Annotated in this window: 24 protein-coding genes; 13 read left to right on the top strand and 11 right to left on the bottom strand. The window is 73.3% G+C overall.

Annotated elements, in window-relative coordinates; all coding sequences use genetic code 11:
• Positions 1–11 precede the first annotated feature (11 nt).
• The 3 genes from H4O22_RS12505 to H4O22_RS12495 form a co-directional block, all read right to left on the bottom strand.
• On the bottom strand, positions 12–848 hold the full coding sequence (locus H4O22_RS12505; protein ID WP_182523725.1) for a septum formation family protein: 837 nt from the start codon (positions 846–848) through the stop codon (positions 12–14).
• Positions 845–1,654, bottom strand: a complete 810-nt coding sequence (locus H4O22_RS12500) for a septum formation family protein (protein ID WP_182523724.1) — start codon at positions 1,652–1,654, stop codon at positions 845–847. Before H4O22_RS12500 ends, H4O22_RS12505 begins: the two co-directional genes overlap by 4 nt.
• A gap of 86 nt (positions 1,655–1,740) precedes the next feature.
• Positions 1,741–2,607 carry a sigma-70 family RNA polymerase sigma factor gene (locus H4O22_RS12495; RefSeq protein WP_182523723.1) on the bottom strand — a complete coding sequence of 289 codons (867 nt, stop codon included), beginning with the start codon at positions 2,605–2,607 and terminating at the stop codon, positions 1,741–1,743.
• Positions 2,608–2,904: 297 nt separating this feature from the next.
• On the opposite strand from H4O22_RS12495, the gene H4O22_RS12490 reads away from it, so the two are divergent.
• The 3 genes from H4O22_RS12490 (at position 2,905) to H4O22_RS12480 (ending at position 6,520) form a co-directional block, all read left to right on the top strand.
• The gene (locus H4O22_RS12490; protein WP_182523722.1) at positions 2,905–4,083 is read left to right on the top strand and encodes an alcohol dehydrogenase catalytic domain-containing protein; all 1,179 of its coding nucleotides are present in this window, start codon (positions 2,905–2,907) and stop codon (positions 4,081–4,083) included.
• Between the two features lie 40 nt (positions 4,084–4,123).
• Positions 4,124–6,082, top strand: coding sequence for a SpoIIE family protein phosphatase (locus H4O22_RS12485; protein ID WP_182523721.1), 1,959 nt, complete (start codon positions 4,124–4,126; stop codon positions 6,080–6,082).
• Between the two features lie 93 nt (positions 6,083–6,175).
• Positions 6,176–6,520, top strand: a complete 345-nt coding sequence (locus H4O22_RS12480; RefSeq protein WP_227465475.1) for an STAS domain-containing protein — start codon at positions 6,176–6,178, stop codon at positions 6,518–6,520.
• 46 nt (positions 6,521–6,566) lie between these two features.
• Here the strand turns inward: H4O22_RS12480 and H4O22_RS12475 are convergent, their stop codons facing one another.
• Both H4O22_RS12475 and H4O22_RS12470 read right to left on the bottom strand, forming a co-directional pair.
• The gene (locus H4O22_RS12475; RefSeq protein ID WP_182523719.1) at positions 6,567–7,055 is read right to left on the bottom strand and encodes a flavodoxin family protein; all 489 of its coding nucleotides are present in this window, start codon (positions 7,053–7,055) and stop codon (positions 6,567–6,569) included.
• Positions 7,056–7,099: 44 nt separating this feature from the next.
• Complete coding sequence (locus tag H4O22_RS12470; protein WP_182523718.1) at positions 7,100–7,912, bottom strand: sigma-70 family RNA polymerase sigma factor; 813 nt, start codon at positions 7,910–7,912, stop codon at positions 7,100–7,102.
• 148 nt (positions 7,913–8,060) lie between these two features.
• Here H4O22_RS12470 and H4O22_RS12465 point away from each other — a divergent pair, with 148 nt between their 5' ends.
• The 3 genes from H4O22_RS12465 to H4O22_RS12455 are packed head-to-tail and all read left to right on the top strand — an operon-like array spanning position 8,061 to position 11,303.
• Positions 8,061–10,364 carry a PAS domain S-box protein gene (locus H4O22_RS12465; RefSeq protein ID WP_182523717.1) on the top strand — a complete coding sequence of 768 codons (2,304 nt, stop codon included), beginning with the start codon at positions 8,061–8,063 and terminating at the stop codon, positions 10,362–10,364.
• The gene (locus H4O22_RS12460) at positions 10,361–11,137 is read left to right on the top strand and encodes a response regulator (RefSeq protein ID WP_182523716.1); all 777 of its coding nucleotides are present in this window, start codon (positions 10,361–10,363) and stop codon (positions 11,135–11,137) included. The genes H4O22_RS12465 and H4O22_RS12460 overlap by 4 nt, the downstream gene beginning before the upstream one ends.
• Before the next feature lie 19 nt (positions 11,138–11,156).
• Complete coding sequence (locus tag H4O22_RS12455; RefSeq protein WP_182523715.1) at positions 11,157–11,303, top strand: DUF1059 domain-containing protein; 147 nt, start codon at positions 11,157–11,159, stop codon at positions 11,301–11,303.
• A 163-nt stretch (positions 11,304–11,466) separates the two neighbouring features.
• Here the strand turns inward: H4O22_RS12455 and H4O22_RS12450 are convergent, their stop codons facing one another.
• Genes H4O22_RS12450 through H4O22_RS12440 form a run of 3 tightly spaced genes read right to left on the bottom strand, consistent with a single transcriptional unit; the run spans position 11,467 to position 16,380 of the window.
• Complete coding sequence (locus H4O22_RS12450; RefSeq protein WP_182523714.1) at positions 11,467–12,957, bottom strand: FAD-dependent oxidoreductase; 1,491 nt, start codon at positions 12,955–12,957, stop codon at positions 11,467–11,469.
• On the bottom strand, positions 12,954–14,057 hold the full coding sequence (locus tag H4O22_RS12445) for a YihY/virulence factor BrkB family protein (protein WP_182523713.1): 1,104 nt from the start codon (positions 14,055–14,057) through the stop codon (positions 12,954–12,956). The genes H4O22_RS12450 and H4O22_RS12445 overlap by 4 nt, the downstream gene beginning before the upstream one ends.
• 37 nt (positions 14,058–14,094) lie before the next feature.
• Positions 14,095–16,380, bottom strand: coding sequence for a catalase (locus H4O22_RS12440; RefSeq protein WP_182523712.1), 2,286 nt, complete (start codon positions 16,378–16,380; stop codon positions 14,095–14,097).
• Positions 16,381–16,527: 147 nt separating this feature from the next.
• Here H4O22_RS12440 and H4O22_RS12435 point away from each other — a divergent pair, with 147 nt between their 5' ends.
• Positions 16,528–17,469 carry an iron-containing redox enzyme family protein gene (locus H4O22_RS12435; protein WP_244962950.1) on the top strand — a complete coding sequence of 314 codons (942 nt, stop codon included), beginning with the start codon at positions 16,528–16,530 and terminating at the stop codon, positions 17,467–17,469.
• Positions 17,466–17,681, top strand: a complete 216-nt coding sequence (locus tag H4O22_RS12430) for a CDGSH iron-sulfur domain-containing protein (RefSeq protein ID WP_244962949.1) — start codon at positions 17,466–17,468, stop codon at positions 17,679–17,681. The genes H4O22_RS12435 and H4O22_RS12430 overlap by 4 nt, the downstream gene beginning before the upstream one ends.
• A 412-nt stretch (positions 17,682–18,093) precedes the next feature.
• Here H4O22_RS12430 and H4O22_RS12425 read toward each other — a convergent pair whose 3' ends face one another.
• Genes H4O22_RS12425 through H4O22_RS12415 form a run of 3 tightly spaced genes read right to left on the bottom strand, consistent with a single transcriptional unit; the run spans position 18,094 to position 19,342 of the window.
• Positions 18,094–18,726 (bottom strand): methyltransferase, encoded by a 633-nt coding sequence (locus H4O22_RS12425; RefSeq protein WP_182523711.1) that lies wholly within the window; start codon positions 18,724–18,726, stop codon positions 18,094–18,096.
• On the bottom strand, positions 18,723–19,157 hold the full coding sequence (locus H4O22_RS12420; protein WP_182523710.1) for an SRPBCC family protein: 435 nt from the start codon (positions 19,155–19,157) through the stop codon (positions 18,723–18,725). The genes H4O22_RS12425 and H4O22_RS12420 overlap by 4 nt, the downstream gene beginning before the upstream one ends.
• A complete protein-coding gene (locus tag H4O22_RS12415; RefSeq protein ID WP_182523709.1) occupies positions 19,154–19,342 on the bottom strand; it encodes a hypothetical protein in 189 nt (62 codons plus the stop codon). The genes H4O22_RS12420 and H4O22_RS12415 overlap by 4 nt, the downstream gene beginning before the upstream one ends.
• A 264-nt stretch (positions 19,343–19,606) precedes the next feature.
• Here H4O22_RS12415 and leuA point away from each other — a divergent pair, with 264 nt between their 5' ends.
• The 5 genes from leuA to H4O22_RS12390 are packed head-to-tail and all read left to right on the top strand — an operon-like array spanning position 19,607 to position 25,431.
• Entirely contained in the window at positions 19,607–21,283 is a 1,677-nt protein-coding gene (gene leuA, locus H4O22_RS12410; RefSeq protein WP_182527117.1) for a 2-isopropylmalate synthase, read from the top strand.
• A gap of 44 nt (positions 21,284–21,327) precedes the next feature.
• Positions 21,328–22,209: an alpha/beta fold hydrolase gene (locus H4O22_RS12405; protein WP_182523708.1), complete on the top strand. Its 882-nt coding sequence runs from the start codon at positions 21,328–21,330 to the stop codon at positions 22,207–22,209.
• Between the two features lie 18 nt (positions 22,210–22,227).
• A complete protein-coding gene (gene recO, locus H4O22_RS12400; RefSeq protein ID WP_182523707.1) occupies positions 22,228–22,956 on the top strand; it encodes a DNA repair protein RecO in 729 nt (242 codons plus the stop codon).
• A gap of 4 nt (positions 22,957–22,960) precedes the next feature.
• On the top strand, positions 22,961–23,740 hold the full coding sequence (locus H4O22_RS12395; RefSeq protein WP_244962948.1) for an isoprenyl transferase: 780 nt from the start codon (positions 22,961–22,963) through the stop codon (positions 23,738–23,740).
• Between the two features lie 35 nt (positions 23,741–23,775).
• Positions 23,776–25,431, top strand: a complete 1,656-nt coding sequence (locus H4O22_RS12390) for a sensor histidine kinase (RefSeq protein ID WP_182523705.1) — start codon at positions 23,776–23,778, stop codon at positions 25,429–25,431.
• Positions 25,432–25,574: the final 143 nt, after the last annotated feature.

Below are 25,574 nucleotides of genomic sequence, written 5' to 3'. Positions count from 1 at the left end.
ACCCGCCCGGCCTAGTCGGGGACCCAGCACAGGCCGTAGGTCTGGCCGTCGGCCCACTGGGCGGGGGTGGGCCACTCGTAGCCCCAGCGGAAGTCGAGGGGGTCGGTGGCGGCCGCGCGGCCGGCGTCCTCGCAGGGCGTCTGGCCGGCCTGCCGGACGGCGCCCGCGCCGGGGTAGCGGCCGGCGGGCAGGTCGACGACCGCCACGGCCCGCCACGAGTGGGCGGCGCTGCACACCACCCGGGCGAACGCCGGGGCGTCGGGGGCCGCGGTGCCGCACATCCCGTAGCGGTCCCGCCCCGCGGGCCGGCCGAGCGCGCCGGCCACCCGTCGGGCGAGCGGAGCCAGCCGGTCGGGGCCGGCCACGGCGATCACGTCGCAGCGGAACCACCGGGCGCCCTGGTCGGACTCCTCGAGGGTCGGGGTGAACCACACCGCCCGCAGCATGCTGAGCCGCCGGTCGTCCTCGGTCCCGCCGAGGAACCCGCCGAGCCGCCGGGGACACGTGGTCGCGACCTGCCTGCGCACCCGGGCGGAGTCGACGGCGAGCAGGTGGCCGTCGACGACGGTGTCGAGCTCGCCGACCGCGAAGGTCCGCGCGGTGTGCCTGCGGGCGCACGGCACGGGCTCGGCGTCGACCGTCGGCGCCAGCGCCTCGGCGTACGTCAGCCGGTAGCAGGCGCCGGTCTCAGGGGCCGGTACGGCGGCCGCGCTCGGCCGTGCGGTGGGTGACGCGCCGTCGGCGGAGGGGGACGTCGAGGGCTCGGGGTCGCCCGGCTCCTCACTGCCGGAGCAGCCGGAGAGCAGGGACCCGAGCAGCACCGCGGCCAGCAGCACACGCGCGGTCACGTCGGCGTCTTGACCCAGCAGATCGAGCGCCGGTTGCCGAGCTTCCACTCGGCCTCGTGGAACCGGGTGTAGGCGAAGTCGTAGCTCTCGGGGAAGTCCAGCCAGTAGCCCACCGACGACTGGCAGTAGTCCCGGCTGGTGACCTCCACGAGCCGGTCGCCGGGGTACGGGGCCTTCTTGTCGCCCACCTTGATCGTGGTGACCGCGCGCCAGTCGTGCTCCTCCGAGCACGGGGTCCGCGGGGCGCCCGCCACCGACGGCCCGGCCACGCACGCCATCCACCGGTCCGGGGGGAGCCCCTCGAGCATGCCCTCGGCGTCGGCCGGCAGCTCGAGGTACGCCGGGGTCTGCTCGCCGCCGCCGACCAGGTCGCAGCGGTACCACCGCGCGCCGTCGTCCCAGGCCGCCTCGGAGGGGCGGAACCAGGCCCAGCTCAGCACCGTGCGCAGCACCGTGCTCTCGTCGGCCTCCAGGAAGTCCATGAACGCGTCCGAGCAGGACCGGTAGGCGAACGCCCCCAGGCGCTCGTCGTCCCACGCCACGTCGGCGAGGTCCTCGGGCAGCTCGTCGACCAGGATCGTCTGGGCGGTGTGCGGCTCCTCGCAGGACACCGGCGGCGTGGCGTTGCTGCGCGCTGCGACGTCCTCGGGCGTGAGCACCCGGCAGGCGCGGTCCTCGGGCGGCTCGACGGAGTCGGCGGGGTCCGGCCGGTCCTGGGAGCCCTGCCCGCAGCCGGCGAGGAGCACGACGCTCCACGCGACCGCCAGCGATCGGCGGGGGAGCGCCCGGGGCCCGGTCACGCGCACGCAGGCCTCCTCGGTCTCGTCCGGCTGCGTTCGATCGTAGCCCGGCGCGCCTGCGGCCCCGCGGACCGGACGGCAGACCGGACGGCCTAGGAGACCCGGACGGCCGGCGCGGTCTCGGGGGTCTCGGCGACCTCGTCGCGGAGGTTCTTCAGGATCCGGGAGAGCAGCCGGGAGACCTGCATCTGGGTCACGCCGAGGTCCGCGCCGATCTCCTCCTGGGTGCGGTCCTCGAAGAAGCGGAGGTAGAGGATCCGGCGGTCCCGCTCGGAGAGGCGGCGGACGACGGGTGCGAGGGCGACCCGGGCGTCTGCGGCGTCGCGGTCGTTGTCCTCGTCGGGGATGAGCGCGCCGAGCGTGGTGGGCGACTCCTGCCCGACCGGCAGGTCCAGGGACGTCGGCTGGAAGCACCCGAACGCCTGCAGCGCCTCCTGGTACTCCTCGAAGCCGATCTCGAGGTGCGCCATGACCTCGGCGTCGGTCGCCTCGCGGCCGAGCTGCTGGCCGAGGTCCTCGATGGCGTGGTTGACCCGCCACTGCAGCTCCTGGATCCGCCGCGGCGGGCGCACGGTCCAGCCCTGGTCGCGGAAGTAGCGCTGCAGCTCGCCCCGGATCGTGGGCACGGCGTAGGTGAGCAGGTCGTTGCGCAGGTGCGGGTCGAAGCGCATGACCGCCTTGGTGAGGCCCTCGTAGGCCACCTGCACGAGGTCGTCCTGGGCGATGCCCCGGTTGCGGTAGCGCGAGGCGACGGCCTCGGCGACGCCCCGGTTGATCAGGACGACCTCCTCGAGCAGGCGCCGGCGGGTGGCGTCGTCGACGTCCCGTGCCCGGTCGAGCAGCTCGGCAGTGCGATCCGAGCGCTGCTGCCGGGTCAGTCCGCGGTCTCCGTCGCGCGGTGCGGCGGCCCGCGGGCGCTCCGCCTTGGGTGCAGCAGATCGGTGCTGAAGCTCTGTCATGGCTGTCCATCCCGAGTGACGGGTCCTCGCCGTGTGCTCAGCGAGTCAATGGGCTCGCTCGGCCGGACGCTCTCCGTGGGAGAGGCTGTTCAGGGCCTGGGGCCCACCGTCGTACTGCTGTCTGATACCCGTCGCCGGAACCCCCCAACCCGCGCCAGGCCCGAATCACCCCTTCGGGCGGGCCGGACCACTTGGGCCGCCCGCCCCGGGCGGACCGTTTCGCCCTGGGTGCCCCGGGTACCGCAGGGGCGACCCGGGGGCGACAGCGGGACGACAGCGGGACGAGGGAGACGGCGGATGAAGGCAGTGACGTGGCAGGGCCGCATGGACATGCGCTTCGAGGACGTGCCGGACCCGGTGCTCCAGGTCGGCACCGACGCCATCGTGCGGATCACCTCGACCGGGCTCTGCGGCTCCGACCTGCACCTGTACGACCCGCTGACGCCCTTCATGACCCCCGGCGACATCGTCGGGCACGAGCCGATGGGCGTGGTGGAGGAGGTCGGCTCCGAGGTGCGCGACCTCAAGGTCGGCGACCGCGTGGTCGTGCCCTTCAACGTCAGCTGCGGCACCTGCTGGATGTGCAGCCGCGACCTCTACAGCCAGTGCGAGACCACCCAGAACCGCGAGCACGGCACCGGCGCCAGCCTCTTCGGCTACAGCAAGCTCTACGGGCAGGTCCCCGGCGGGCAGGCAGAGCTCCTCCGGGTGCCCTTCGCCGACAAGCTGCCCATCAAGGTGCCCGAGGGCCCCGTCGACGACCGGTTCCTCTACCTCTCCGACGTGCTGCCTACCGCCTGGCAGGCGGTGGAGTATGCCGACGCGGGCGCCGGCGGCACCCTGCTGGTGCTCGGCGCCGGCCCGATCGGTGACATGGCGGCGCGGATCGCGATGATGCGCGACCAGCGGGTGATCGTGGTCGACCGCGTGCCCGAGCGGCTCGCCCGGGTCACCGCCCGCGGCGCCACTGCGCTGGACCTGGAGGACGGCGAGGTGGCGGAGCGCGTGCGCGACCTCACCGACGGTCGCGGGGCCGACGCCGTCATCGACGCGGTGGGCATGGAGGCCCACGGCTCGCCGATCGCCGAGGTCGTCCAGAAGTCGCTGCGCCTCCTGCCCAAGAAGGTGCAGGAGACGATGATGCTGCACGCCGGCGTCGAGCGGCTCGCCGCGCTCTACAGCGCCTTCGAGGCGGTACGCCGGGGCGGCACGGTCTCGATCTCGGGGGTGTACGGCGGCGCCGCCGACCCGATCCCGATGATGCAGCTCTTCGACAAGCAGCTGCAGCTGCGGATGGGCCAGGCGAACGTGCACCGCTGGAGCGACGACATCCTCGAGGTGCTCGGCCGCGACGAGGACGTGCTCGGTGTGGAGGGCTTCGCGACCCACCGGCTGCCCCTGTCGGAGGCCCCGGCGGCGTACAAGTCCTTCCGGGACAAGGAGGACGGCATGGTCAAGGTGGTCTTCACCCCCTGACCCGCCCGGGCAGGACGACGGCACGAGGAAAGGCAGTCGCGTGAGCGCGGACGAGGAGCTCAGGGCTCAGCTCGACGACCTGCTCGGCATGGACACCGACACGGAGTCGGTGCTCCGTGCGTTCGAGCAGGCGCCGTCGCTGCTCGCCGTGTGCGAGGGCGTCGACCTGGTCCTGACCGCGCTCAACGCGGCGGCGCGCGAGGTGTACGGCGACCGGCTGGGCGTGCCGCTCCGTGAGGCGCTCGGCCCGCTGGGCGAGGACATCGCGACCTGGACCGAGGAGGCCTACGGCTCCGGCACCCCCGTGGAGGGCCGGCTGTGGCGGATCCCCGGGCCGCGCGGGGACGACGCCGTAGACGTCCGGTGGCTGCGGTTCTCGCTGGTCCCGGCCCGCGGGCCGGACGGCGCGGTCTGCGGCGTGATCAGCCTGGCCGTCGACGTCACCGACGAGGTACGGGCGCGCGCGGACGCGGAGCGCCAGGCGGCGGACCTCCAGCGCCGGCTCGCGGCGGCCAGCGACAACCTGGTCTCCCTGCAGGACGCCCTGCTCCCGGAGAGCCTCCCGATCGCCCCCGGCCTCCGGCTGGCGGCGCGGTACCTCCTCGCCGAGGACGGCGCCCGCGCCGGCGGGGACTGGTTCGACGCCGTGGCGCTCGAGGACGGTCGGGTGGTGCTCACGGTCGGCGACGTCGTCGGTCACGGGGTGCGCGCCTCGGTGGTCATGGGGGAGCTGCGGACGCTGTTCGAGGAGCGGGTGCGCCTCGACGGCGACATCGTCGCGGCCCTCGAGGTGCTCGAGCGCCGGGCGTCCCGGGTGCCCCAGGCGCGGGCCGCCACGGTCTGCGCCGCGGTCCTCGACCCGGCCGACGGCAGCTTCGAGTACTGCACCGCCGGGCACCCACCGCCGCTCGTCGTCTCGCCGACGGGCGACGCGTCGTACCTCCCGGTGACCGGCGCGGGTGCGCTGGGCTCGGGCATGCCCTTCCGGTCGCAGCGCCACGTCCTCGCGGAGGGCGACCTGGTGCTGCTCTACAGCGACGGGCTCGTGGAGCGGCCCGGCCGGTCTGCGGTGCAGAACACCCTGGACCTCTCCCGGGTGGCCGCGGAGGTGGTCAGGGCCGCTGCGGACGCCGATGAGCCCGCGGCGGCGGCGGTGGCCCGCGAGACCGTCGCCCGGCTGATCCGCGAGACCGGGTTCGGCGACGACATCACCGTGCTCGCCGCCCAGCGGGCGACCCCGCCCGACCCGCTGACGATGACCGTGCCGGCGTTCCCCGACACGCTCCGGGCGGTCCGCCAGAACCTCGGCGACTGGCTCGCCGGGATCGGCGTGGGCCAGCTCGACGAGCTCGCGCTCCAGCACGCCGTGGGCGAGCTGGTGAGCAACGCCGTGGAGCACGCCTACGAGCCGGACCGGGCCCGCCAGGAGGCGGTGGTCTCGGTGCGCGCCGCGCTCCTGGCGGGCGGAGTCGTGGAGATCGAGGTCTCCGACCGCGGCACCTGGCGCCCGCCCGGTCCGGCCGGGACCCGCGGTCGCGGCCTGGCGATGGCGAGCGGGTTCTCCGACGACCTGCACGTCGTCCACGGCGAGCAGGGCACCCGGGCGGTGCTGCGCCAGCGGCCGACCACGGCCGTCGACCTGCTCACCGGGGCGACCATCGGCGGGGCCACCGGGCCGGACGAGCCGATGGGGATGCGGCAGGAGGACGGTCTGGTCGAGCTCAGCGGCGCCCTGGACCAGCGGTGCGCCGACGAGCTGCGACGCCGGCTCTCGCACGCGACCCGTGGCGGCATCATCGACGTCGTCGTCGACCTCACGACCGTGACGTTCCTCGGCAGCGCCGCGGTCCAGGTGCTCTTCGACGCCATGCTCACCGGACGCGAGGGGGAGCGTCCGGCGCTCACCCTGGTGGCGCCGCCGGGGTCCGCGGCGCAGCACGTCCTGGAAGTGGTGCGGCTCCCGTACGCCGTGGAGCGAGGCAGCACGCCCCGGGCCTGAAACCGAGCGGGCCGACGGTGAAGGTCCTGAATTCACCCGCGGGGGTGAACCCCTGGGCTGTACCTGGTGGTGTAGACCGCCTAGGGTCGAGTCATGGAAGAAAGGCCGTTCGCGGCGACCGCAAGCCCGGGTCTGCTGAGTGTCAGTGGGTCCGTGGACGAGTACGCCGTCATCGCGCTGCGCAACGCCCTGCGCGAGCAGACCGACGAGTACACCGCCTCCCTCGCGATCGACCTCTCCGACGCCGACTACCTCCCCAGCGTCGCCGTGAGCGTGCTCGTCTCGGCGATGCGCGCCACCGAGCAGAACGGCGCGGAGCTCGCCCTCGTCGCCGCCCAGGGCACGATCGCCCAGCGCGTCCTCATGGTGTGCGCCCTGCCCTACCGCGACTCCGTCGAGGTGGAGACCACCCCGCCCGACGCCCCGGTCATCGCCTGACCCGTCCCGGTCCGACTGCTCCGGTCCTAGTCCATGAGTCGAGCGCTCAGGAGTCGAGCAGCGCCGCGACGGTGCCGCCGAGCTCGTAGGCGGCCGACCGGTCGTCCTCGCTGACGTCTCCGACGACCTCGAGGACCTCCGCCACCTGCCGCCACGGCAGCGCGCCGACGATGCCGAGTACCGAGCGCACGGCGCCGGTGGTGTCGTAGCGGCCGTGCACCCAGAGCCCGAAGGGCTTGCGGGCCCCGCCGCCGGGGCCGCCCGCCGACCCGTCGTCGGTCAGGGCGCCGCCGGCCTGCAGGAAGACCGTGTCGAAGAAGTGCTTGAGCGCCCCGCTCATGTACCCGAAGTTCGCGGTCGTCCCGAGCAGGTAGCCGTCGGCCGCGAGCACGTCGTCGGCGTCCGCCTCCAGGGCGGGGCGGACCACGACCTCGACGTGCTCGATCCCGTCCGCGCCCGCCCCGGCGAGGACGGCGTCCGTGAGCGCCTGCACGCCGGGCGTGGGCGAGTGGTGGACGACGAGCAGCCGGGGCATGCGCGACCGGGATGGGGTGTCTGCGGAGCGGGGTACGCCGGGGGTCAGCGCAGTGCGTCGACCTGCTCGCCGAGGCCGTGCTCGGCGGTGAGGTCGTCACGCATCTGGCCGAGGATGCGGTTGAGCAGGCGGGAGACCTGCATCTGGGTGACGCCGAGCTCCTCGCCGATCTGCTGCTGGGTGCAGTCCTCGGCGAAGCGCAGGTGCAGGATGCGGCGGTCGCGCTCGGAGAGCTGACGCATGACCGGCTGCAGCATCACCCGGGCCTCGAGTGCCTGGCGGTCGGCCTCGTCGTCGATGGTGAGCAGGTCGCCCACCGTGACGTCGCCCTCCTCGCGGACGGGGTGGTCGAGCGAGGCGGGCTGGAAGCAGCCGCGGGCCTCGAGCGCCTCGAGGACGTCGGTGACCGGGACGTCGAGCTCGGTGGCGATCTCGGCGGCCGGCATGGTGGTGCCGTCCTGGCGGCCGGTGCGGTGCAGGTGGTGGACCTTCGCGTGGATCTCCTGGATCCGGCGCGGCGGGCGCACGGTCCAGCCGTGGTCGCGGAAGTAGCGCTTGAGCTCACCGGACATGGTCGGCACGGCGTAGCTGAGGAAGTCACGCTCCTGGGCGACGTCGAACTTGCGCGCCGCGCGCACCAGGGCGCAGGCGGCGACCTGCTCGAGGTCCTCCAGCGGGACGCCGCGGTTGCGGAACCGGCGGGCGACGGCGTGGGCGACCTGGAGGTTCAGGACGACCACCTCGTCGAGCAGCCGGTCGCGGTCCGCCGTGTCGGTGGCCGCCTCGGCAAGGAGGGAAGCGGTCTTCTCGCGCCGGATCTCGTCCGGCGTCTCGCGGTGAAGCGCTCCAATACTCATGGGTACTACTTGCCCCTCCCGGGACGCGGTTGAAACTCCAACCAGGACTTTCCACCCGATGGGGTGAGTTCGTCGCCGGTCCGACCCGGTCTGGCCCGGTCTGGCGCGTGGCGGGACGGGGGCCGCGGTTCCGGTACGTTGTCGGCCCATGGGGGCGCTGCCGACGATCGTGATCGTGGACGACGCGGCCGACGTCCGCTCCCTGGTCCGGACCCGGATCCGGCTCTCGCGCCGGCTCGAGGTCGTGGGCGAGGGCAACGACGGCCGCGAGGCGGTCGACCTGGTCACCCGGCTGCGGCCCACGATGCTGCTCCTCGACGTCTCGATGCCGGGGGCCGACGGCCTCCAGGTCCTGCCCGCGGTCCGTGCTGCCTCGCCCGAGACCCTGGTGGTGATGTACAGCGGCTTCGAGCGCCAGGGCCTCGCCGAGCGGACCGCCGAGCTGGGCGCGGCGGCGTACCTGAAGAAGTCGGGGTCGCTCGACACCCTCGTCGACGAGCTGCTCGGCGTCCTCGACGGGCGGCGCCCCTCGTCCCCGGCGACGACCACGACCGACCCGGGCGACTCCGGGGGCCGGCGCGACCCGGTGCTCGAGGCGCACCTGGAGCGGTTCCGCGAGGTGTTCGAGGACGCGGCCATCGGGATGGCGACGCTGACCCTCGCCGGACGCGTGGTGCGCGCCAACCGGAGCCTCGCGTCCCTGACCGGCCGCTCGATCCAGGAGCTGGTCGGCCTCGACTACGCCGAGCTCGTCGAGGACGTCCCCGACGGCCTCGACCGGCTGCTGCGCGCGGTCGAGGCGGGGGAGGACGTGGCCCAGGTCGAGCATGCCGTGCCGGGGCTCGACCTGCGCCTGCTGACCACGCTGACGCCGGTCCGCGACGTGCACGGCGTGCCGCTCTACCTCTTCCTCCAGGCCCAGGACGTCACCCGGCAGCGGGGTGCGGAGGAGCAGCTGCGGGAGACCGAGCGACGGTTCCGGATGCTGGTGGAGGCGGTCCAGGACTACGCGATCTTCATGCTGGACCCCGACGGGCACATCGCGAGCTGGAACGTCGGCGCCGAGCGCACCAAGGGCTACACCGCCGCCGAGATCATCGGCCAGCACTTCCGGGTCTTCTACCCGCCCGAGGTCCAGGAGGCGCGGCACCCGGAGCACGAGCTGCAGATCGCGCTGCGCGAGGGCCACTACGAGGAGGAGGGGTGGCGGATCCGCAAGGACGGCACCCGCTTCTGGGCGCACGTGACGATCACGGCGGTCCGTGACGAGGACGGCAGGCACGTCGGGTTCACCAAGGTCACCCGGGACAGCACCGAGCGTCGGTCGGCCGACGAGGCGCTGCGCCGCAGCGAGCAGCGGTTCCGGATGCTGGTGGAGGCGGTCCAGGACTACGCGATCTTCATGCTCGACCCCGACGGGCGGATCGCGAGCTGGAACGCCGGGGCGCAGCGCAGCAAGGGCTACCTCGCGGACGAGATCATCGGCCGGCACTTCCGGATCTTCTACCCCGTCGACGTGCAGCAGGCGCGCCATCCCGAGCACGAGCTGGCCACGGCGCTGCGCGAGGGCCACTACGAGGAGGACGGGTGGCGCGTCCGCAAGGACGGCACCCGCTTCTGGGCGCACGTGACGATCACGGCCGTCCACGACGAGGCCGGCCGGCACCTGGGCTTCGCCAAGGTCACCCGCGACACGACCGAGCGGCTGCGCGCCGCGGAGCAGGAGGCCCGGGCCGCCGAGGCGCTCTCGGCCGCCAACCGGCTGCTCCAGGAGGCCGCCGACGAGCAGGCCCAGTTCCTCGCCATCACCGCGCACGAGCTGCGCGGACCGGTGGGCGTGCTGGGCATGTCGGCCGAGACCCTGCACCGGCACTGGTCGGACCTGGTCGAGGAGGAGCGCGCGGAGTTCCTCACGAGCATGGTCGACAGCGCCGCGCAGCTGAACCGCCTGCTCTCCGACCTGCTCACCACCTCCCGGCTCCAGGCGCGCTCCCTGGACCTGCGCCCGGAGCCGATCCAGGTGCGCCAGCACCTGACGACGCTCGCCGCGACGCTGCGGAAGACCCACCCCCAGGCGGAGGTGGTCCTCGACGGCGACGAGGACGCCACGATCTTCGCTGATCCCGGAAGGCTGACGCAGGCCGTGGACAACCTGCTGACCAACGCGCTGCGGCACGGTCGCTCGCCGATCCGCATCGAGACGCGCACCCACGAGGACCGCGTCGACCTCGTGGTGACCGACGCGGGCACGGGCGTGGTGCCGGAGATGCAGGAACGGCTCTTCGAGCGGTTCGCCACCGGCGACCGTGGCGGCACCGGCCTCGGGCTGCACATCGTCCGCGAGCTGGCCCGGGCGCAGGACGGCGAGGCGGCGTACGACGAGCAGGCGCAGGCGTTCGTGCTCAGCCTCCCGCGCGCCCGGGTGGACGCCTCCGCAGCGGGCGCCCCGTGAGCACCGCGGGCGGGGAGGGCAACCCGCCGGCCGCGCCGATCCGCGTCCTGCTGGTCGACGACGCCGCCGACGTCCGGCGGCTGGTCCGCACCGCGCTGCGCTTCCGGGGCGGGTTCGAGGTGGCGGGGGAGGCCGCCACCGGAGCGCACGCGGTCGAGCTGGTGGCCGCCCTGCAGCCCGACGTCGTCGTGCTCGACCTGGGCCTCCCCGACCTCGCCGGCCGCGACGTGCTGACCCGGGTGCGCGAGTCCGCGCCGGAGACGCGGGTGGTGGTCTTCTCCGGGGCCGAGGCCGACGACCGCACCTGGTACGAGGAGCGGTCCGACGGCTACGTGCTCAAGAACGACGACCTGGACTACCTCGTCGACCTGCTGGTCACCGTGGGCCGGTCCCACCGTGCCGTCGCGTCTGTCGACCTGCCCCAGGAGCTGGGCAGCGTCCGCCAGGCCCGGTCGCTGGTCCGGCAGGCCCTCGACGACTGGGAGCTGCGGCACCTCGAGGAGGAGGCGGTGCTCGTGGTCAGCGAGCTGGCGACCAATGCCTTGAGCCACGCCCGGTCGTCGTACCAGGTGCGGATCTACCACAACCCCAGCACCGTCCGGATCGAGGTGCGGGACGGGGGCACGGGGACGCCGGAGCCCCAGCCGGCCAGCGCGACCCGCGAGGGTGGCCGCGGCCTGCTCCTGGTCTCCGCGATGTCGGTCTCGTGGGGCCTCGAGCAGACCCCCCAGGGCAAGGTCGTGTGGGCCGAGCTCGCCCACGGCCGCGCCTGAGCCACGTAGGCTGCCTCCCGTGAAGACCAGACTGACCTGCCCCTGCGGGACCGTGATCGTCGGCGCCGACGAGGACGAGCTCGTCGCCCGCACCCAGGAGCACCTCGCCGCGGAGCACCCCGGCCTCGAGTACGACCGCGACTCGATCCTCTTCATCGCCACCTGACGGCTGGCCGGACCCGGCCCGGTCTCCACCCGGAAGGGTGAGTGGCACCCGATGTCGTTTTGCCGGGGGTCCGCCGGGGAATCACTGGAGCAGGAACAGATCGCCCCCGCCCCGGCTCACGCAGATCGGCGCGGGGGCGAGCTGTGTGCGGGGTCGCCGCCGCTCAGCGGCGCCGCAGCCCGCACACCGCCGGGCCCTCCAGCACCTCCCCGTCGACGTCGAAGCGGGATCCGTGCAGCGGGCAGTCCCAGCTCTTCTCCGCGTCGTTGAAGCGCACGACGCCACCCAGGTGGGTGCACACGCCGGAGACCCGGCGCTCGACGCCGCCGACGACGGACACGCCGGTGGGGGTGCCCACCCGGTCGTAGCGCACGGTGCCCTCGCCCTCGCCCGGCGTGGGACCGAGCCCGGGGTGGAGCGCGGGCCGCAGCCAGCCGTCGACCATCTCCACGCCGACCTCGGCGTTCAGCCTCGCGGAGTCGAGCAGGCCACGCAGCTCGGCTGTGTGCCAGGGGCGCAGTGCGTCCGCCCAGTCCATCCGGCCGCCGAGCATCGTCGCGCTGAGCGCGAGCGCCGCGGCGACGCCGTTGGTCATCCCCCACTTGGAGTAGCCGCCGGCCACCATGAGGTCCTCGCGGCCCGGCACCAGCGGCCCGGCGAACGGCAGGGCGTGGTGGGGCAGGTAGTCCTGGGCGGACCAGGCATGGGTCTCCTCGGCTCCGGGGAACCACTGCGCCGTCCAGGACCGGAGCTCCTCGATCCGGGACTGCTCGGAGACCGGGGCGCCGACCTTGTGACCGTTGCCCCCGACCAGCAGCAGCGGCCCGTCCTCGTCCGGGACGTCCCGCAGCGATCGCGAGGGGGAGTCCGCGGAGAGGTACATGCCGTCGACCATGGCGTGCGGCGTCCGGAACGCCAGCCCGTAGGAGCGGGAGGGCTTCATCCGGGCGAAGAACCCGCCGCGGTCGAGCACCGGCATGTTGGTCGCGACGACCACCGAGCCCGCCTGCAGCTCGCCGTGGGCGGTCAGCACCCGCACCGGGTCCTGGCCGGTCACGCCGGTGACCCGGGCTCCCTCGACGATGCGGACGCCGTGGGACGCCGCCTCGAGCGAGAGGGCGTCGAGGAGCTCGCACGGGTCGAGCTGCACCTGGTCGTCCATCCGGACCGCGCCCCGGGTGGGGTAGGGGAGCGGCACCTCGTCCTGCCAGGTCACGTCGAGGCCGGCGGCCCGGCACGCGTCGAGCTCGGCCCGGAGGGAGCGCTCGCCGCTCGCGCCGTTCGCGTAGGTGTACGCCGGCCGCCGCTGGAGCGGCACGCCGTGCTCCTCGCAGAAGCGGACCACCCAGGCCTGTCCCTCGCGGTTCGCCTCGGCGTACTGCCGCAGCACCTGCTCGGGGTGGCGGCGGGCGATCCGGCTGTAGTGGGTCCCCTGGAGCAGGCTGACCTTGGCGGTGCTGCGCCCGGTCGTCCCGACGCCCACGTGGTCGGCCTCGAGGACCGCGACCGACCGGCCGGCGCGGCCGAGCAGGAGGGCGGTCGTGAGACCGGTGATGCCGCCGCCGATGACCACGACGTCGTAGGCGCCGGAGAGCTCGGTGACCTCCTGGGGTGTGCGCGGGTGCCGGTCCTGCCAGAGCGAGACCAGGGTCATGCCTTGGTCTCCCCGCGGTCGCCGGAGTCATCGGAGCCCTCGGAGTTGTTCACCCGGATCTCGCGCCCGCGGCGGACGTCCTCGGCGTCCTTCTTCTCGGCCTTCTCGATGTTGCGGGTGTCGCGGGGCGGCAGCTGGAGGGTCTCCTCGGCGGCGACGCCGGACTGCAGCTCGCGACCGCGCTCGAGCTCGGCGTCGAGCTCGGCGCCGAAGAGCAGGGCGAGGTTGGTGATCCAGAGCCACAGCAGGAACGCGATGACGCCGGCCAGCGCGCCGTACGTCTTGTCGTAGGAGGAGAAGTTGGCGACGTAGAAGCCGAAGGCCGCCGACGCCAGGATCCAGGTGAGGATCGCGATCAGCGCGCCGACGGAGACCCAGCGGAACTTCGGCTGCTTGACGTTGGGGGTCGCGTAGTAGAGCAGGGCGACCATGAAGACGACGACGGCCAGCAGGATCGGCCACTTGGCGATCTGCCAGATCAGGACGGCCGTGCTGCCCAGGCCCACGGCCTCGCCGACCGACTCGGCGACGGGACCCGTGAGCACGAGGGCCAGCAGGACGGCCGCGGCGAGCACGACCAGGACCGCGGTGAGGAGCAGCATGGCGGGGCGGAGCTTCCAGACCGGCCGGCCCTCGCGGATCTCGTAGACCCGGTTCATCGCCCGGCCGAACGCCCCGACGTACCCGCTGGCCGACCACAGGGCGCCGGCGATACCGAGGATCAGGGCGAGGCCCGCGCCCGGCGCGTTGGCCAACTCGCGCAGCGTCGGCTCGATGCTGTCCACCACGCCCCCGGCGCCGATGTCGCCGAGGATCTTGAGGATCTCGTCGACCGCCTTGGGGCCCTGGCCGACGACGCCCAGCACCGAGGTCAGGGCGATCGCGGCCGGGAACAGCGCGAGCACCGAGTAGTAGGTGAGCGCGGCGGCCAGGTCGGTGCACTGGTCGTCGCTGAACTCGCGGACCGTCTTGCGCAGGACGTAGATCCAGGAGTGCTTGTCGAGGTCAGCGGGGGAGTCGACCTTCCCGCTGTCGGGGTCGGTGTCGGGGTGCGGCCGGTCGGTCAGCTCGGACTGCGGGCCGTCGTCTGCGTGCGCCATGCGGGGCCGGTGCCCAGCACCGGCCCCGCTGATGCGCTCAGACCGTGGTGGCGAACCGGTCCCAGACGCGGTGGAACGCCATCTGCGCCGAGACCTCCGTGAAGACGTCCGCAGCGCTCTCGCCGGTGACGATGCCCGCGTCGGCGGGAGCCACGCCGGACGCGGTCAGCGCGGCCACGCCCTCGCCCCAGGCGCCGATCACCTTGGCGTGCCGGTGGCACTCCTGCACCATCAGCACGACCCGCGGGTCGACGGTGACGGTGTCGGCGGCGCCGGCCTTCTCGTCCCGGTTCGCCAGGGCGTCGGGCGCCGGCTTGGGCGAGCCGGCGAGCAGCAGCACGTCGTACTCCACCGACCGGCCGGTCGCGAACGTCCGCTGCACGGGCATCGAGTCGATCATGCCGCCGTGCGGGCCGATCAGCAGCGGCACCATGCCCGCGGCGTGGATGGTGCGCCGCAGCGCGGCCACGCCGGAGAGGTCGCCGTCGGGGTCCACGACGATCCCGACCATCCTGCCGTCGGGCGGGAACGGCCCGCCGATCTGGGAGAGGGCCGGGCTCGGCTCGCTGTCGATCAGCGGGACCGTGGGCTCCGGCGCCGGCAGGCCGAGGCCGGTGGCCACCTCCTGGCAGAGGACGGGGTCGATGTTGGCCAGGCACTGCAGCTGGCGCTCCTTGATCACCTGCTCGTAGCACTTGCCGAGCTCGAAGGTGTAGGCGCGCACGATGTGCTCCCGCTCCACGCCGGTCATGCTCAGCCAGAACTGGCGCACCTGGCTGTAGTGGTCGTCGAACGACGCCGGGTTGGCGCGCACCTTCGTCGCCTCGGCAACCTTGGCGGCCACCTCGACGAAGGCGCGGGTCTGCTCGTCGGAGAGGTCCGCGCCGGCCGCGAACGGGCAGCCGCCGTCCATCGAGTTGGGCTGGTACGGCGCGACCCCGGCGTGCACCGCGTGCTGGTGGAAGCCGTCGCGGAGCATGTCGTTGACCGGGGCGTGCGGCCGGTTGATCGGGATCTGGTTGTAGTTCGGGCCGCCCAGGCGGGAGAGCTGCGTGTCGATGTAGGAGAAGAGCCGCGTCTGCAGCAGCGGGTCGTCGGTCACGTCGATGCCGGGCACCAGGTGTCCCACGTGGAAGGCGATCTGCTCGACCTCGGCGAAGAAGTTGGTCGGGTTCGCGTTCAGCGTGAGCTTGCCGATCGGCTGCACCGGGGCGAGCTCCTCGGGCACGATCTTGGTGGGGTCCAGGAGGTCGATGCCGGCGAACATCTGGTCCGGCTCGTCCGGGAAGACCTGGACGCCGAGCTCCCACTCGGGGAACGCGCCGGCCTCGATGGAGTCGTAGAGGTCGCGGCGGTGGAAGTCGGGGTCGAGCCCGCCGACCATCTGCGCCTCCTCCCAGGTGAGGGAGTGCACGCCCAGCTTCGGCTTCCAGTGGAACTTCACCAGCGAGGTGCCGCCCTCGGCGTCGACGCACCGGAAGGTGTGCACGCCGAAGCCCTCCATCATCCGGTAGGACCGGGGGATGCCGCGGTCGGACATGTTCCACATCGTGTGGTGCTGGGCCTCGGTGTGCAGCGACACGAAGTCCCAGAAGGTGTCGTGGGCGCTCTGCGCCTGCGGGATCTCGCGGTCCGGGTGCGGCTTGCCGGCGTGGATGACGTCGGGGAACTTGATGCCGTCCTGGATGAAGAACACCGGGATGTTGTTGGCGACCAGGTCCCAGTTGCCCTCCTCGGTGTAGAACTTCGTCGCGAAGCCCCGGGTGTCGCGGACGGTGTCGGCGGAGCCGCGCGAGCCGAGGACGGTCGAGAAGCGCACGAAGACCGGGGTCTCCTTGCCCTTCGCGAACAGGCCCGCCATCGAGATCGACGCGGCGGTGCCGTAGCCCTCGAAGACGCCGTGCGCGCCCGCGCCGCGGGCGTGCACGACCCGCTCCGGGATGCGCTCGTGGTCGAAGTGGGTGATCTTCTCGCGGAGGTGGTGGTCCTGCAGGAGGGTCGGGCCCCGCGAGCCCGCCTTGAGGGAGTGGTCGGTGTCCCGCAGCCGGGTGCCGGTGGCCGTGGTGAGCCAGGTGCCCTGCTGGGCGCGGGCGGTGGGCGACGACGGAGCGCCGCCGGTCGCCGTACGCACCTCGGGGGCGGCCTGGTCGGGCTTGGGGGGCAGCGGGTCGTGCGGGGTGGTCGGCTCCTCGAAGGTGGGCGGCGCCGATCCCGGCGTACCGGGGATCTTGGGTTCGGCCAGCTCGCTCGCCTTGTCGGCGACGGCGCTGGCGGCGTTTTCGATGGTGTCCTTCGCGGCCTTGGCCGCTTGCTTCGGGTCCATGCCTTCCCGTAACCCGGACGGCCCTGCGGGACACCCCCCGGCGGTCGATTGTCGTTCGCGCGCACGGGGTACTTTCAGTGTCATGATCGAGACCCTCACGGCAGTGCCGGCCGGCTTCCTGGACTCCGCTCGCGGGCGGGGTCGCGGGTGCTGACCCCGAAGGCCCGCGGTCGCCTGAGCGCGGCGGTCGTGGAGACCCTGACCGCCGGCAAGACCGACGTGGCGGCCGTGGACCCCGAGTCTCCCGAGGACGCCGCGATCGCCCTGTGGTCGCTCTACGAGCTGCACTACCGCGGCTTCGACGACGTCGACGACGCGATGGAGTGGCACCCCGCGCTGCTGGGGGTCCGGCACGAGCTCGAGCAGGACCTCGAGGCGACCCTGCGGTCGCGCTACACCCCGCACGCCTACGAGGGCGACCTCGCCGAGGCGCTGTTCACCTACGTCGCCGAGCACGACGGACCCTCGATCGCGCGCCACGTGCAGACCGGGGCCGACGAGCAGCAGGTGCTCGACCTGGTCCGGCTCCGATCGGTCTACCACCTCAAGGAGGCCGACCCGACCTCCTGGGTGGTCCCGCGGCTGCCCGCCGCGCCGAAGGCGGCGCTGGTGGAGCTGCAGTTCGACGAGTACGGCGGCGGCGACCCCAACAAGCTGCACCACCACCTGTGGGCGCTGAGCATGGACGACCTGGGGCTGCGCGCGGAGTACGGGGCGTACGTCGACGACGCACCGCTGGAGATCCTGGAGCAGAACAACGCGATGTCGCTCTTCGGCCTGCACCGCCGGCTCCGCGGGGCGGCGATGGGCCACCTCGCGGCGTTCGAGGCGACCAGCTCGATGCCCTCGCGGCGGATGGTGCAGGGCCTCGAGCGGCTCGGGCTGAGCGACCAGCTGGTGCGCTACTACGCCGAGCACGTCGAGGCCGACGCCGTCCACGAGCAGCTCGCGGCCCGGATGATCTGCGGCGCCCTGGTCGCCGAGGAGCCGGCGCTGGCCGACGACGTGTTCTTCGGCGCGTTCAGCTGCCTGGACCTCGAGGACCGCTTCGCCCGGATGCTGCTCGACCAGTGGGGCGTCGCCGCGTGAGCGACGGTCGGAGCTTCGACCACCCCGACATCGTGCTGTGCCCGGGTGGGCCGATGCTGCTGCGGGGCAAGCACACCCTCGAGGACACCGACGGAGTCGTGCACCGCACCCACCGGCCGGTCTCCGCGGTCTGCCGCTGCGGCAAGTCGGCCACCAAGCCGTGGTGCGACGGCACGCACAAGCTGCTGCCGCCGAAGCTGCGCCCCAGCTAGCTGCGCACGCCGAGTCGGCGCTTGTGTCCGCGCAAGTACGCCGAGTCGGCGCTTGTGTCCGCGGCCGGTACGCCGAGTCGGCGCTTGTGTCCGCGCGAGTACGCCGAGTAGCAGCCTCCCTCGGCGTGCCGGGTCCCTTGCCGGGTCTCGACACCGGGACTTCGTCCCTGCTCGACCACCGGAGGCGGGACTTCGGCACGCCGAGTAGCAGCCTCCCTCAGCGTGCCGGGTACCTTGCCGGGTCTCGACACCGGGACTTCGTCCCTGCTCGACCACCGGAGGCGGAATCTCAGTACGCCGAGTAGCAGCCTTCACTCGGCGTCGCGGGTGCCTTGCCGGGTCTCGACATCGGGACTTCGTCCCTGCTCGACCACCGGAGGCGGGACCTCGGCACGCCGAGACGCAGCGAGGGCTACTCGACCACCGAGGTCAGGCGCGCGACGACGCCCCGCTCGTACTCCCGGACCTCGGCCAGCCGCAGCGGGCCGTCGAGCGCGGCGCCGAGCGAGTCGGCCTGCGCCCGGGTGCCGAGCTGGAGCAGGGCGGAGCCGCCGGGGAGCAGGTGCTGCTCGGCGGCCGCGACGCAGGCCCAGGCGACGCTGAGCCCGTCGTCGCCGCCGTCGATGGCGAGCAGCGGGTCCTCGGGGAACCGGCCGGTCTCGGCACGGCGTACCCACGGCGGGTCGGCGATCACCAGCGCGAACCGCTCGTCGGGCCGGATCGCGGCGTCGATCGCGCCCTCGCGCACCTCGACGAGCTCCGCCAGCCCGGCGGCGGCGGCGTTGCGGCGGGCGAAGGCGCAGGCGACCGGGTTGAGGTCGACGCAGACCAGGTGCCGGGGCTCGTGGGCCACGGCGAGCAGGCCGATCTGCCCGGCGCCGCTGCACAGCTCGAGCACCGGGCCCTCGGGTCCCGTGCGCAGCAGCTCGGCACCCCAGACGGACTGGGCCGCGGTCCAGGGACGAGGCCGCAGCACCCGGTCGTCGAAGACGATCTCGAGGCTGCCGAAGTCGACGGTCTCCTCGGCCAGGGCCCCCGCGGTCACAGACGGCCCTCGACGACGAACGCCAGCCGGCGCAGCGTCTCGACGTTGCGCCACGCCAGCGGGACGTCGCGGAGCGCCTTGGGGCCCAGCGCGGCCGGCCCGGAGACGGCGTCCTCCTCGATGACGACCTCGGTGTCGGCGCCGGAGGGCTCGAGGCGCAGGACGACCTCGGCCTCGCCGGCCGGCCAGGCGCGGGCGCGCAGCTTCAGCAGCGAGCCGGGCCGGGCCTCGAGGACCTCGCTGTTGTCGTCGATGAGCAGCGGCCAGGTGCCGACGGAGTGGTAGAGCTTCGAGCCCACGGCGGGCCAGCTCTCGTCGACCTCGCGCATCCGGGAGGCGCCGACGACCCACAGGGGGTAGAGCCAGCCGTCGGCGAGCACCGACCAGACCTGGTCGGGCGTGGCGTGGATCAGTCTGCTGTTGCGGCTCATGCGGCGGCACCTCGGCTGCTCGAGAACGGGGCGGAGGAGGTGTTGGACCCTCCGGGGGCGTCGACGGGCTGGTCCTGGACGTTCTCGTCGCCGCCGAGGATCGCGCCCATCACGACGAAGATGGCTCCGACCAGGATGAAGACGGCGATCGCCCAGCCCGCCATGGCGCGGTTCGAGAGCTTCATGACCGGGACGGTACCCAGGGGGTGCCCGGCCACACGACGGCCGGCATGGCATCCGCCACGTCCCGGGCCGCCCAGGACGGGCCGCGCGGCGTACGGCGGCGTCGGTTAGGGTGGACCTGTCATGCCGCGACTCCTCCTCCTTCGCTGCCGCAGCGAGGTCTGAACGCCGGACCCCCTCGCTGCGGGTGAGTGCTGCGCGACCGGCTCCCGGACCAACCCCGCGAAGAGGACCCCGTGACCATCTCCCCGCAGAACCCCAGCGGCATGCCGCACGACCGCTACCGCGCCTTCCCGCCCGTCGACCTGCCGGACCGCACCTGGCCGTCCCGCACGATCACCCAGGCCCCGCGCTGGTGCGCCGTCGACCTCCGCGACGGCAACCAGGCGCTGATCGACCCGATGTCGCCGGCCCGCAAGAAGAAGATGTTCCAGCTCCTGGTCGACATGGGCTACAAGGAGATCGAGGTCGGCTTCCCGAGCGCGAGCCAGACCGACTTCGACTTCGTGCGGATGCTGATCGAGGAAGACCTGATCCCCGACGACGTCGTGATCCAGGTGCTGACCCAGGCGCGCGAGGAGCTCATCGAGCGCACCTATGAGTCGCTGCGCGGCGCGAAGCAGGCGATCGTGCACCTCTACAACTCCACGAGCACCCTCCAGCGCCGGGTGGTCTTCCGCCTCGACATGGACGGCATCGAGGACATCGCCGTCCAGGGCGCGCGGATGTGCCGCAAGTTCGAGGAGCGGATCCCCGAGACCGAGGTCTTCTACGAGTACTCCCCGGAGTCCTACACCGGCACCGAGCTGGAGTTCGCCGTCCGCGTCTGCAACGCCGTGCTCGAGGTCTTCGAGCCCACGCCCGAGAAGCCGGTCATCATCAACCTGCCGGCGACCGTCGAGATGGCCACCCCGAACATCTACGCCGACTCGATCGAGTGGATGAGCCGCCACCTCCACCACCGCGAGAACGTGGTGCTCTCGCTGCACCCCCACAACGACCGCGGTACGGCGGTCGCGGCCGCCGAGCTGGGCTACCTGGCCGGCGCGGACCGGATCGAGGGCTGCCTGTTCGGCAACGGCGAGCGCACCGGCAACGTCTGCCTGGTCACCCTCGGCCTCAACCTGTTCACCCAGGGCGTGGACCCGGAGATCGACTTCTCCGACATCGACGAGGTCCGCCGCACGGTGGAGTACTGCAACCAGCTGCCGGTCCACCCGCGGCACCCCTACGGCGGCGACCTGGTCTACACGGCGTTCTCCGGCTCCCACCAGGACGCGATCAAGAAGGGCCTCGAGGACCTCGAGCGGCAGGCGGCCGAGCAGGGCGTGCCCGTGCGGCAGCTGCCCTGGGAGGCGCCGTACCTGCCGATCGACCCCAAGGACGTCGGCCGCAGCTACGAGGCGGTCATCCGGGTCAACAGCCAGTCCGGCAAGGGCGGCGTGGCCTACGTGCTGAAGAACGAGCACAAGCTCGACCTGCCGCGCCGCGCCCAGATCGAGTTCAGCCGGGTCGTCCAGGAGCGCACCGACGCCCTCGGCGGCGAGATGACGCCGGACGCGATCTGGGAGGTCTTCCGGGCCGAGTACCTCACCCGCGAGACCCCGCTGCGCCTGGACTCCGTGCACACCTCGTCGGCGGCGGGGGAGAAGGACGAGCTCACCGTCGGGGTGTACGTCGACGGGACGCTGCGCAGCCTCGAGGGCAGCGGAAACGGTCCGATCGCGGCGTTCGTCGACGCGATCAACGGGCTGGAGCACGAGCTCGACGTGCGGGTCCTCGACTACGCCGAGCACGCCCTGTCCGCCGGCGGCGACGCCCTCGCCGCGGCGTACGTCGAGTGCGCGGTCGGCGACGAGATCCTCTGGGGCGTCGGGGTGGACGCGAACATCGTCACCGCGTCGCTCAAGGCGGTCATCAGCGCGGTCAACCGGCGCGCCTGACGTCCGGCAGCGGGTCGGGGGTCCCCTCCACTACATTGCGGGGCATGTTGGTCTCCGAGCGGATCGGCCAGTTCTTCCTCGAGGGTGAGCACGGTCGCGACCGGCTCGAGTACACCGAGTACGGTGCGGGCGACTCCTGGGTCGTGCTGCTGCACGGCCAGCTGATGCCGCGCCGCATGCAGCAGCCGCTGGCCCGGGCGCTGGCCGCCGAGGGGCTGCACGTCGTGACCCTCGACCTGCTCGGCCACGGCCGCTCCGACCGCCCGGCGGACCCGCACGCCTACTCGACGTCGGCCTGGGCCGAGCAGGTGCTGGCGCTGCTGGACCACCTCGGCGCGCCGCAGGCCGTCGTCGGCGGCACCTCCCTGGGGGCCAACGTCTCCCTGGAGGTCGCCGTGCTCGCGCCCGAGCGGGTCCGCGGGCTGGTCCTGGAGATGCCGGTCCTCAACAACGCCCTGGAGGCCGGCATCCTCGCCTTCGGGCCGCTGCTGTTCGCGGCCCGGTTCCTGCCGTTCACCGTCAACGGCCTGCGGCTGCTCACCCGCCCGGTGCCGCGCGGGATCGTGCCGTTCTGGGCGGGGATCGTGCTGGACACCCTCGACCAGCGGGCGGACGCGGTCGCGGCGGTCGTGCACGGCCTCTTCTTCGGCCGGGTCGCGCCGTCCTCCGACCAGCGCCGGGCGATCCGTACGCCGGCGCTCGTCGTCGGCCACCCGGCCGACCCGATCCACCCGGCCGCCGACGCCGCGATGCTGGCCGACGAGCTCCCGAACGCCACGTTCCTCCGGGCCCGCAGCATCCTGGAGTGGCGGCTGCGGCCCGAGCGGCTCGACCAGGCCGCAGCCGGCTTCGCGCTCGGCTGCTGGCGGACCCCAACCGGCACGCTGGCCAGCACCACGGGGCGTCGGCGCGGCGGCACGCGCTAGACGGCGCACAATGGTGGGGTGCCTCTCTACCGCGACGAGGCGATCGTGCTCCGCACCCACAAGCTGGGCGAGGCCGACCGCATCATCACCCTGCTGACCCGTCACCACGGACGGGTGCGCGCGGTGGCCAAGGGCGTCCGGCGGACCAGTTCGCGGTTCGGGTCGCGGCTCGAGCCGTTCACCCACGTCGACCTGCAGCTCGCCGAGGGCCGCAACCTGGACACGATCACCCAGGCGGAGACCCTGTCCCTCTTCCACGCCGGGCTCGGGCTCGACTACGACCGCTACACCGCCGGGACGGTGATGCTCGAGACCGCCGAGCGGCTGGTCTCGGAGGAGAAGGAGCCCGCGCTGCAGCAGTTCCTGCTGCTCGTCGGCGGCCTGCGCGTCCTGGCCTCGGGGGAGCGCGGCCCCGGTCAGGTGCTCGACTCCTACCTGCTGCGCTCGCTCGCGGTGGCCGGCTACGCGCCGTCGTTCGCGCACTGCGCCCGCTGCGGCCTCGAGGGCCGGCACCGCTGGTTCAACCCGTCGATGGGCGGGGTGCTCTGCTCGACCTGCCGGGTTCCCGGCTCCGCGAGCCCCGCACCCGAGACGCTGGCGCTGCTCGGTGCGCTGCTCGCCGGCGACTGGCCCGAGGTCGAGGCGGCCGAGCCCCGGCACCTCAAGGAGGCCGGCGGCCTGGTCGCGGCGTACCTCGCCTGGCACCTGGAGCGGGGGCTGCGCTCGCTGGCGTATGTGGAACGCTGACGCCGTGAAGCGCTCCGTCCGCAGCCCGGCCCCGCACCCCTCCGGGGCCACCCCGCCGGCGGTCCCGCGGGACCTCGTGCCCCGCCACGTCGCGATCGTCATGGACGGCAACGGGCGCTGGGCCAAGGACCGCGGCCTGCCCCGCACGAAGGGCCACGAGCAGGGCGAGAGCTCGCTGTTCGACGTGGTCGAGGGCGCGATCGAGATCGGCGTCAAGGCGGTCTCGGCGTACGCCTTCTCGACCGAGAACTGGAGCCGCTCGCCCGACGAGGTCCGGTTCCTCATGGGGTTCAACCGCGACGTGATCCGCCGCCGCCGCGACGAGATGCACGAGCTCGGGGTGCGGGTGCGCTGGGCGGGCCGCGCGCCCCGCCTGTGGCGCTCGGTGGTCAAGGAGCTGCAGGCCGCCGAGGAGCTCACCCGCGACAACGACGTGCTGACCCTCACCATGTGCGTCAACTACGGCGGTCGCGCCGAGCTGGCCGACACCGCGCGCAGCATCGCCCGCGAGGTCGCCGCCGGCCGGCTGGACCCCGAGAAGGTCGACGAGAAGGTCTTCGCCCGCCACCTCTACGTGCCCGAGCAGTCCGACGCCGACATGGTCTGGCGCACGTCGGGGGAGCAGCGGCTCTCCAACTTCATGCTGTGGCAGGCGGCGTACAGCGAGTTCGTCTACTCCGACGTGCTCTGGCCCGACGTCGACCGGCGCCACCTGTGGGAGGCGATCGAGGTCTACGCCCGCCGGGACCGCCGGTACGGCGGGGCGGCGCCGAACCCGGGCTGAGTTTGTCCAGGGAAGGCGGGGACACCGGGGTCAGCATGCGCCAACCCCCCTCCCTGCGACTGGTCGACGCCGTCCGGGCGTTGGTCGTCACCGGTGAGCCCGATCCGCGGATGCTGCAGGTCGCCTTCGCGGCCTTCGTCGGCACGGACTTCGCGATCCGCGGCCTCGGGGGCGGCGACCTCGAGCTGGCGGGCTGGCCCGGCGCCGGCCTCGCGCTCACCGTGCTCGCCACGGTGCTGGCCTTCGTCGTGCCGTGGCACCGGCTCGGTCCGCAGTCGGTCACGGTGCTGCCGGTGCTGGACATCGCGGCGCTCGGCGCGATCCGGGTCACCCAGGACGGCAGCGCCGCCGGGATCCTGGTCGTGGTGCCGGCCCTGTGGCTGGGTCGTCAGCTCGGTCAGCGGGGCGCGGTGGTCGTGGTCGTCGCCGTCGCGGTGCTGGCGGCGCTCCCGAGCATGATCATTCTCGGCACCGACCCCGTCGCCGTCTCCCGCGCGCTGCTGATCACGGTCGTGGCCGGGTGGAGCGCCCTGGCGATCGCCTACAGCCTCGAGCGGATCCGCAGCGAGCGGGACGAGGCGGAGCGGCGCGGCGCGGAGCTCGCCGAGGCGATGGCCACGATCGAGCAGCACCAGCGGGCCTCGCAGGCCATCTTCGACGCGGTCGACGTGGGGCTGGTGCTCCTGGACAGCGACGGTCGGTACCAGGGCTTCAACCGGCGCCAGGCCGAGTTCCTCGACCTGGGCTACCCCGACGGCTACCGCGGCCGGGCCGGCCAGGTCGGGCTCGTGTTCGGCCCCGACGGCGGCACGCGGCTGCGGTCCGAGGAGACCCCGGCGTACCTCGCGGCCGGCGGCGAGGAGTTCGAGGACCGCCGGGTCTGGGTGGGGTCGGACCCGCTGAGCCGCCGCGCGCTCTCGGTCTCGGCGCGCTCGCTGCGCGGACCGGACGGCGTCCTCGAGGGCGCCGCCCTCGCCTACAAGGACGTCACCGAGCTGATGCGGGCGATGGCGGTCAAGGAGGACTTCGTCGCCCTGGTCTCCCACGAGCTGCGGACCCCGCTCACCTCGATCGCCGGGTACGTCGAGCTGCTGCAGGACCGCTCCGACCTGCCGGACGGGGTCGACCGGCAGCTCGAGGTCGTCGAGCGCAACGCCCAGCGGCTGATGCGCCTGATCGGGGACCTGCTCGAGAGCGCCCAGCTGACCGCCGCGAGCGCGCTCCCGCTCGTCCGTCGCCGGTGCGACCTGGCGAGGATCGTCCGCGATGCCGTCGAGGCGGTCGGTCCGGCCGCCGACACCGCGGGCCTCACCCTCGCGGCCGACCTGCCCGACGAGCTGTGGGTGTTCGCCGACTCGCTGCGGATCGCTCAGCTCGTCGACAACCTGCTCTCCAACGCCGCGAAGTACACCCCCGCCGGGGGCAGCGTCGCCGTCTCGCTCGGCATGGACGGGACCCGGGCCGAGCTGGTGGTCCGCGACTCGGGGATCGGCATCGCCGCGGCGGACCGGGACCGGCTCTTCACCCGTTTCTTCCGCGGGGTCCAGGCGGAGCAGCAGGCCATCCAGGGGGTCGGCCTGGGGCTGAGCATCTGCAAGAGCATCGTGGAGAGCCACGGCGGCCGGATCGAGGTCGAGAGCGAGCTCGGCGTCGGGAGCGTGTTCTGCGTGCGGCTACCGCTCGGGGTCTGAGGGTGCGGTCGCCGGGTGGAGGTTTCCCCGGTGATCCGGGGAAACCTGACGTTCTCAGCCATCGCGACGGCCGAGAACATCAGGGAAAGCCTGAGAAGTCGCGGCGGGCGCGCGGGACGTCGTACGACCTGGTCGCCATCACC

It is taken from the genome of Nocardioides dongkuii, from assembly GCF_014127485.1.
In the GTDB taxonomy this organism is placed as follows: Bacteria; Actinomycetota; Actinomycetes; order Propionibacteriales; family Nocardioidaceae; genus Nocardioides; species Nocardioides dongkuii.
The sequence above is the reverse complement of the archived record's forward strand: the minus strand, read 5'-3'. Positions and strand labels throughout refer to the sequence as shown.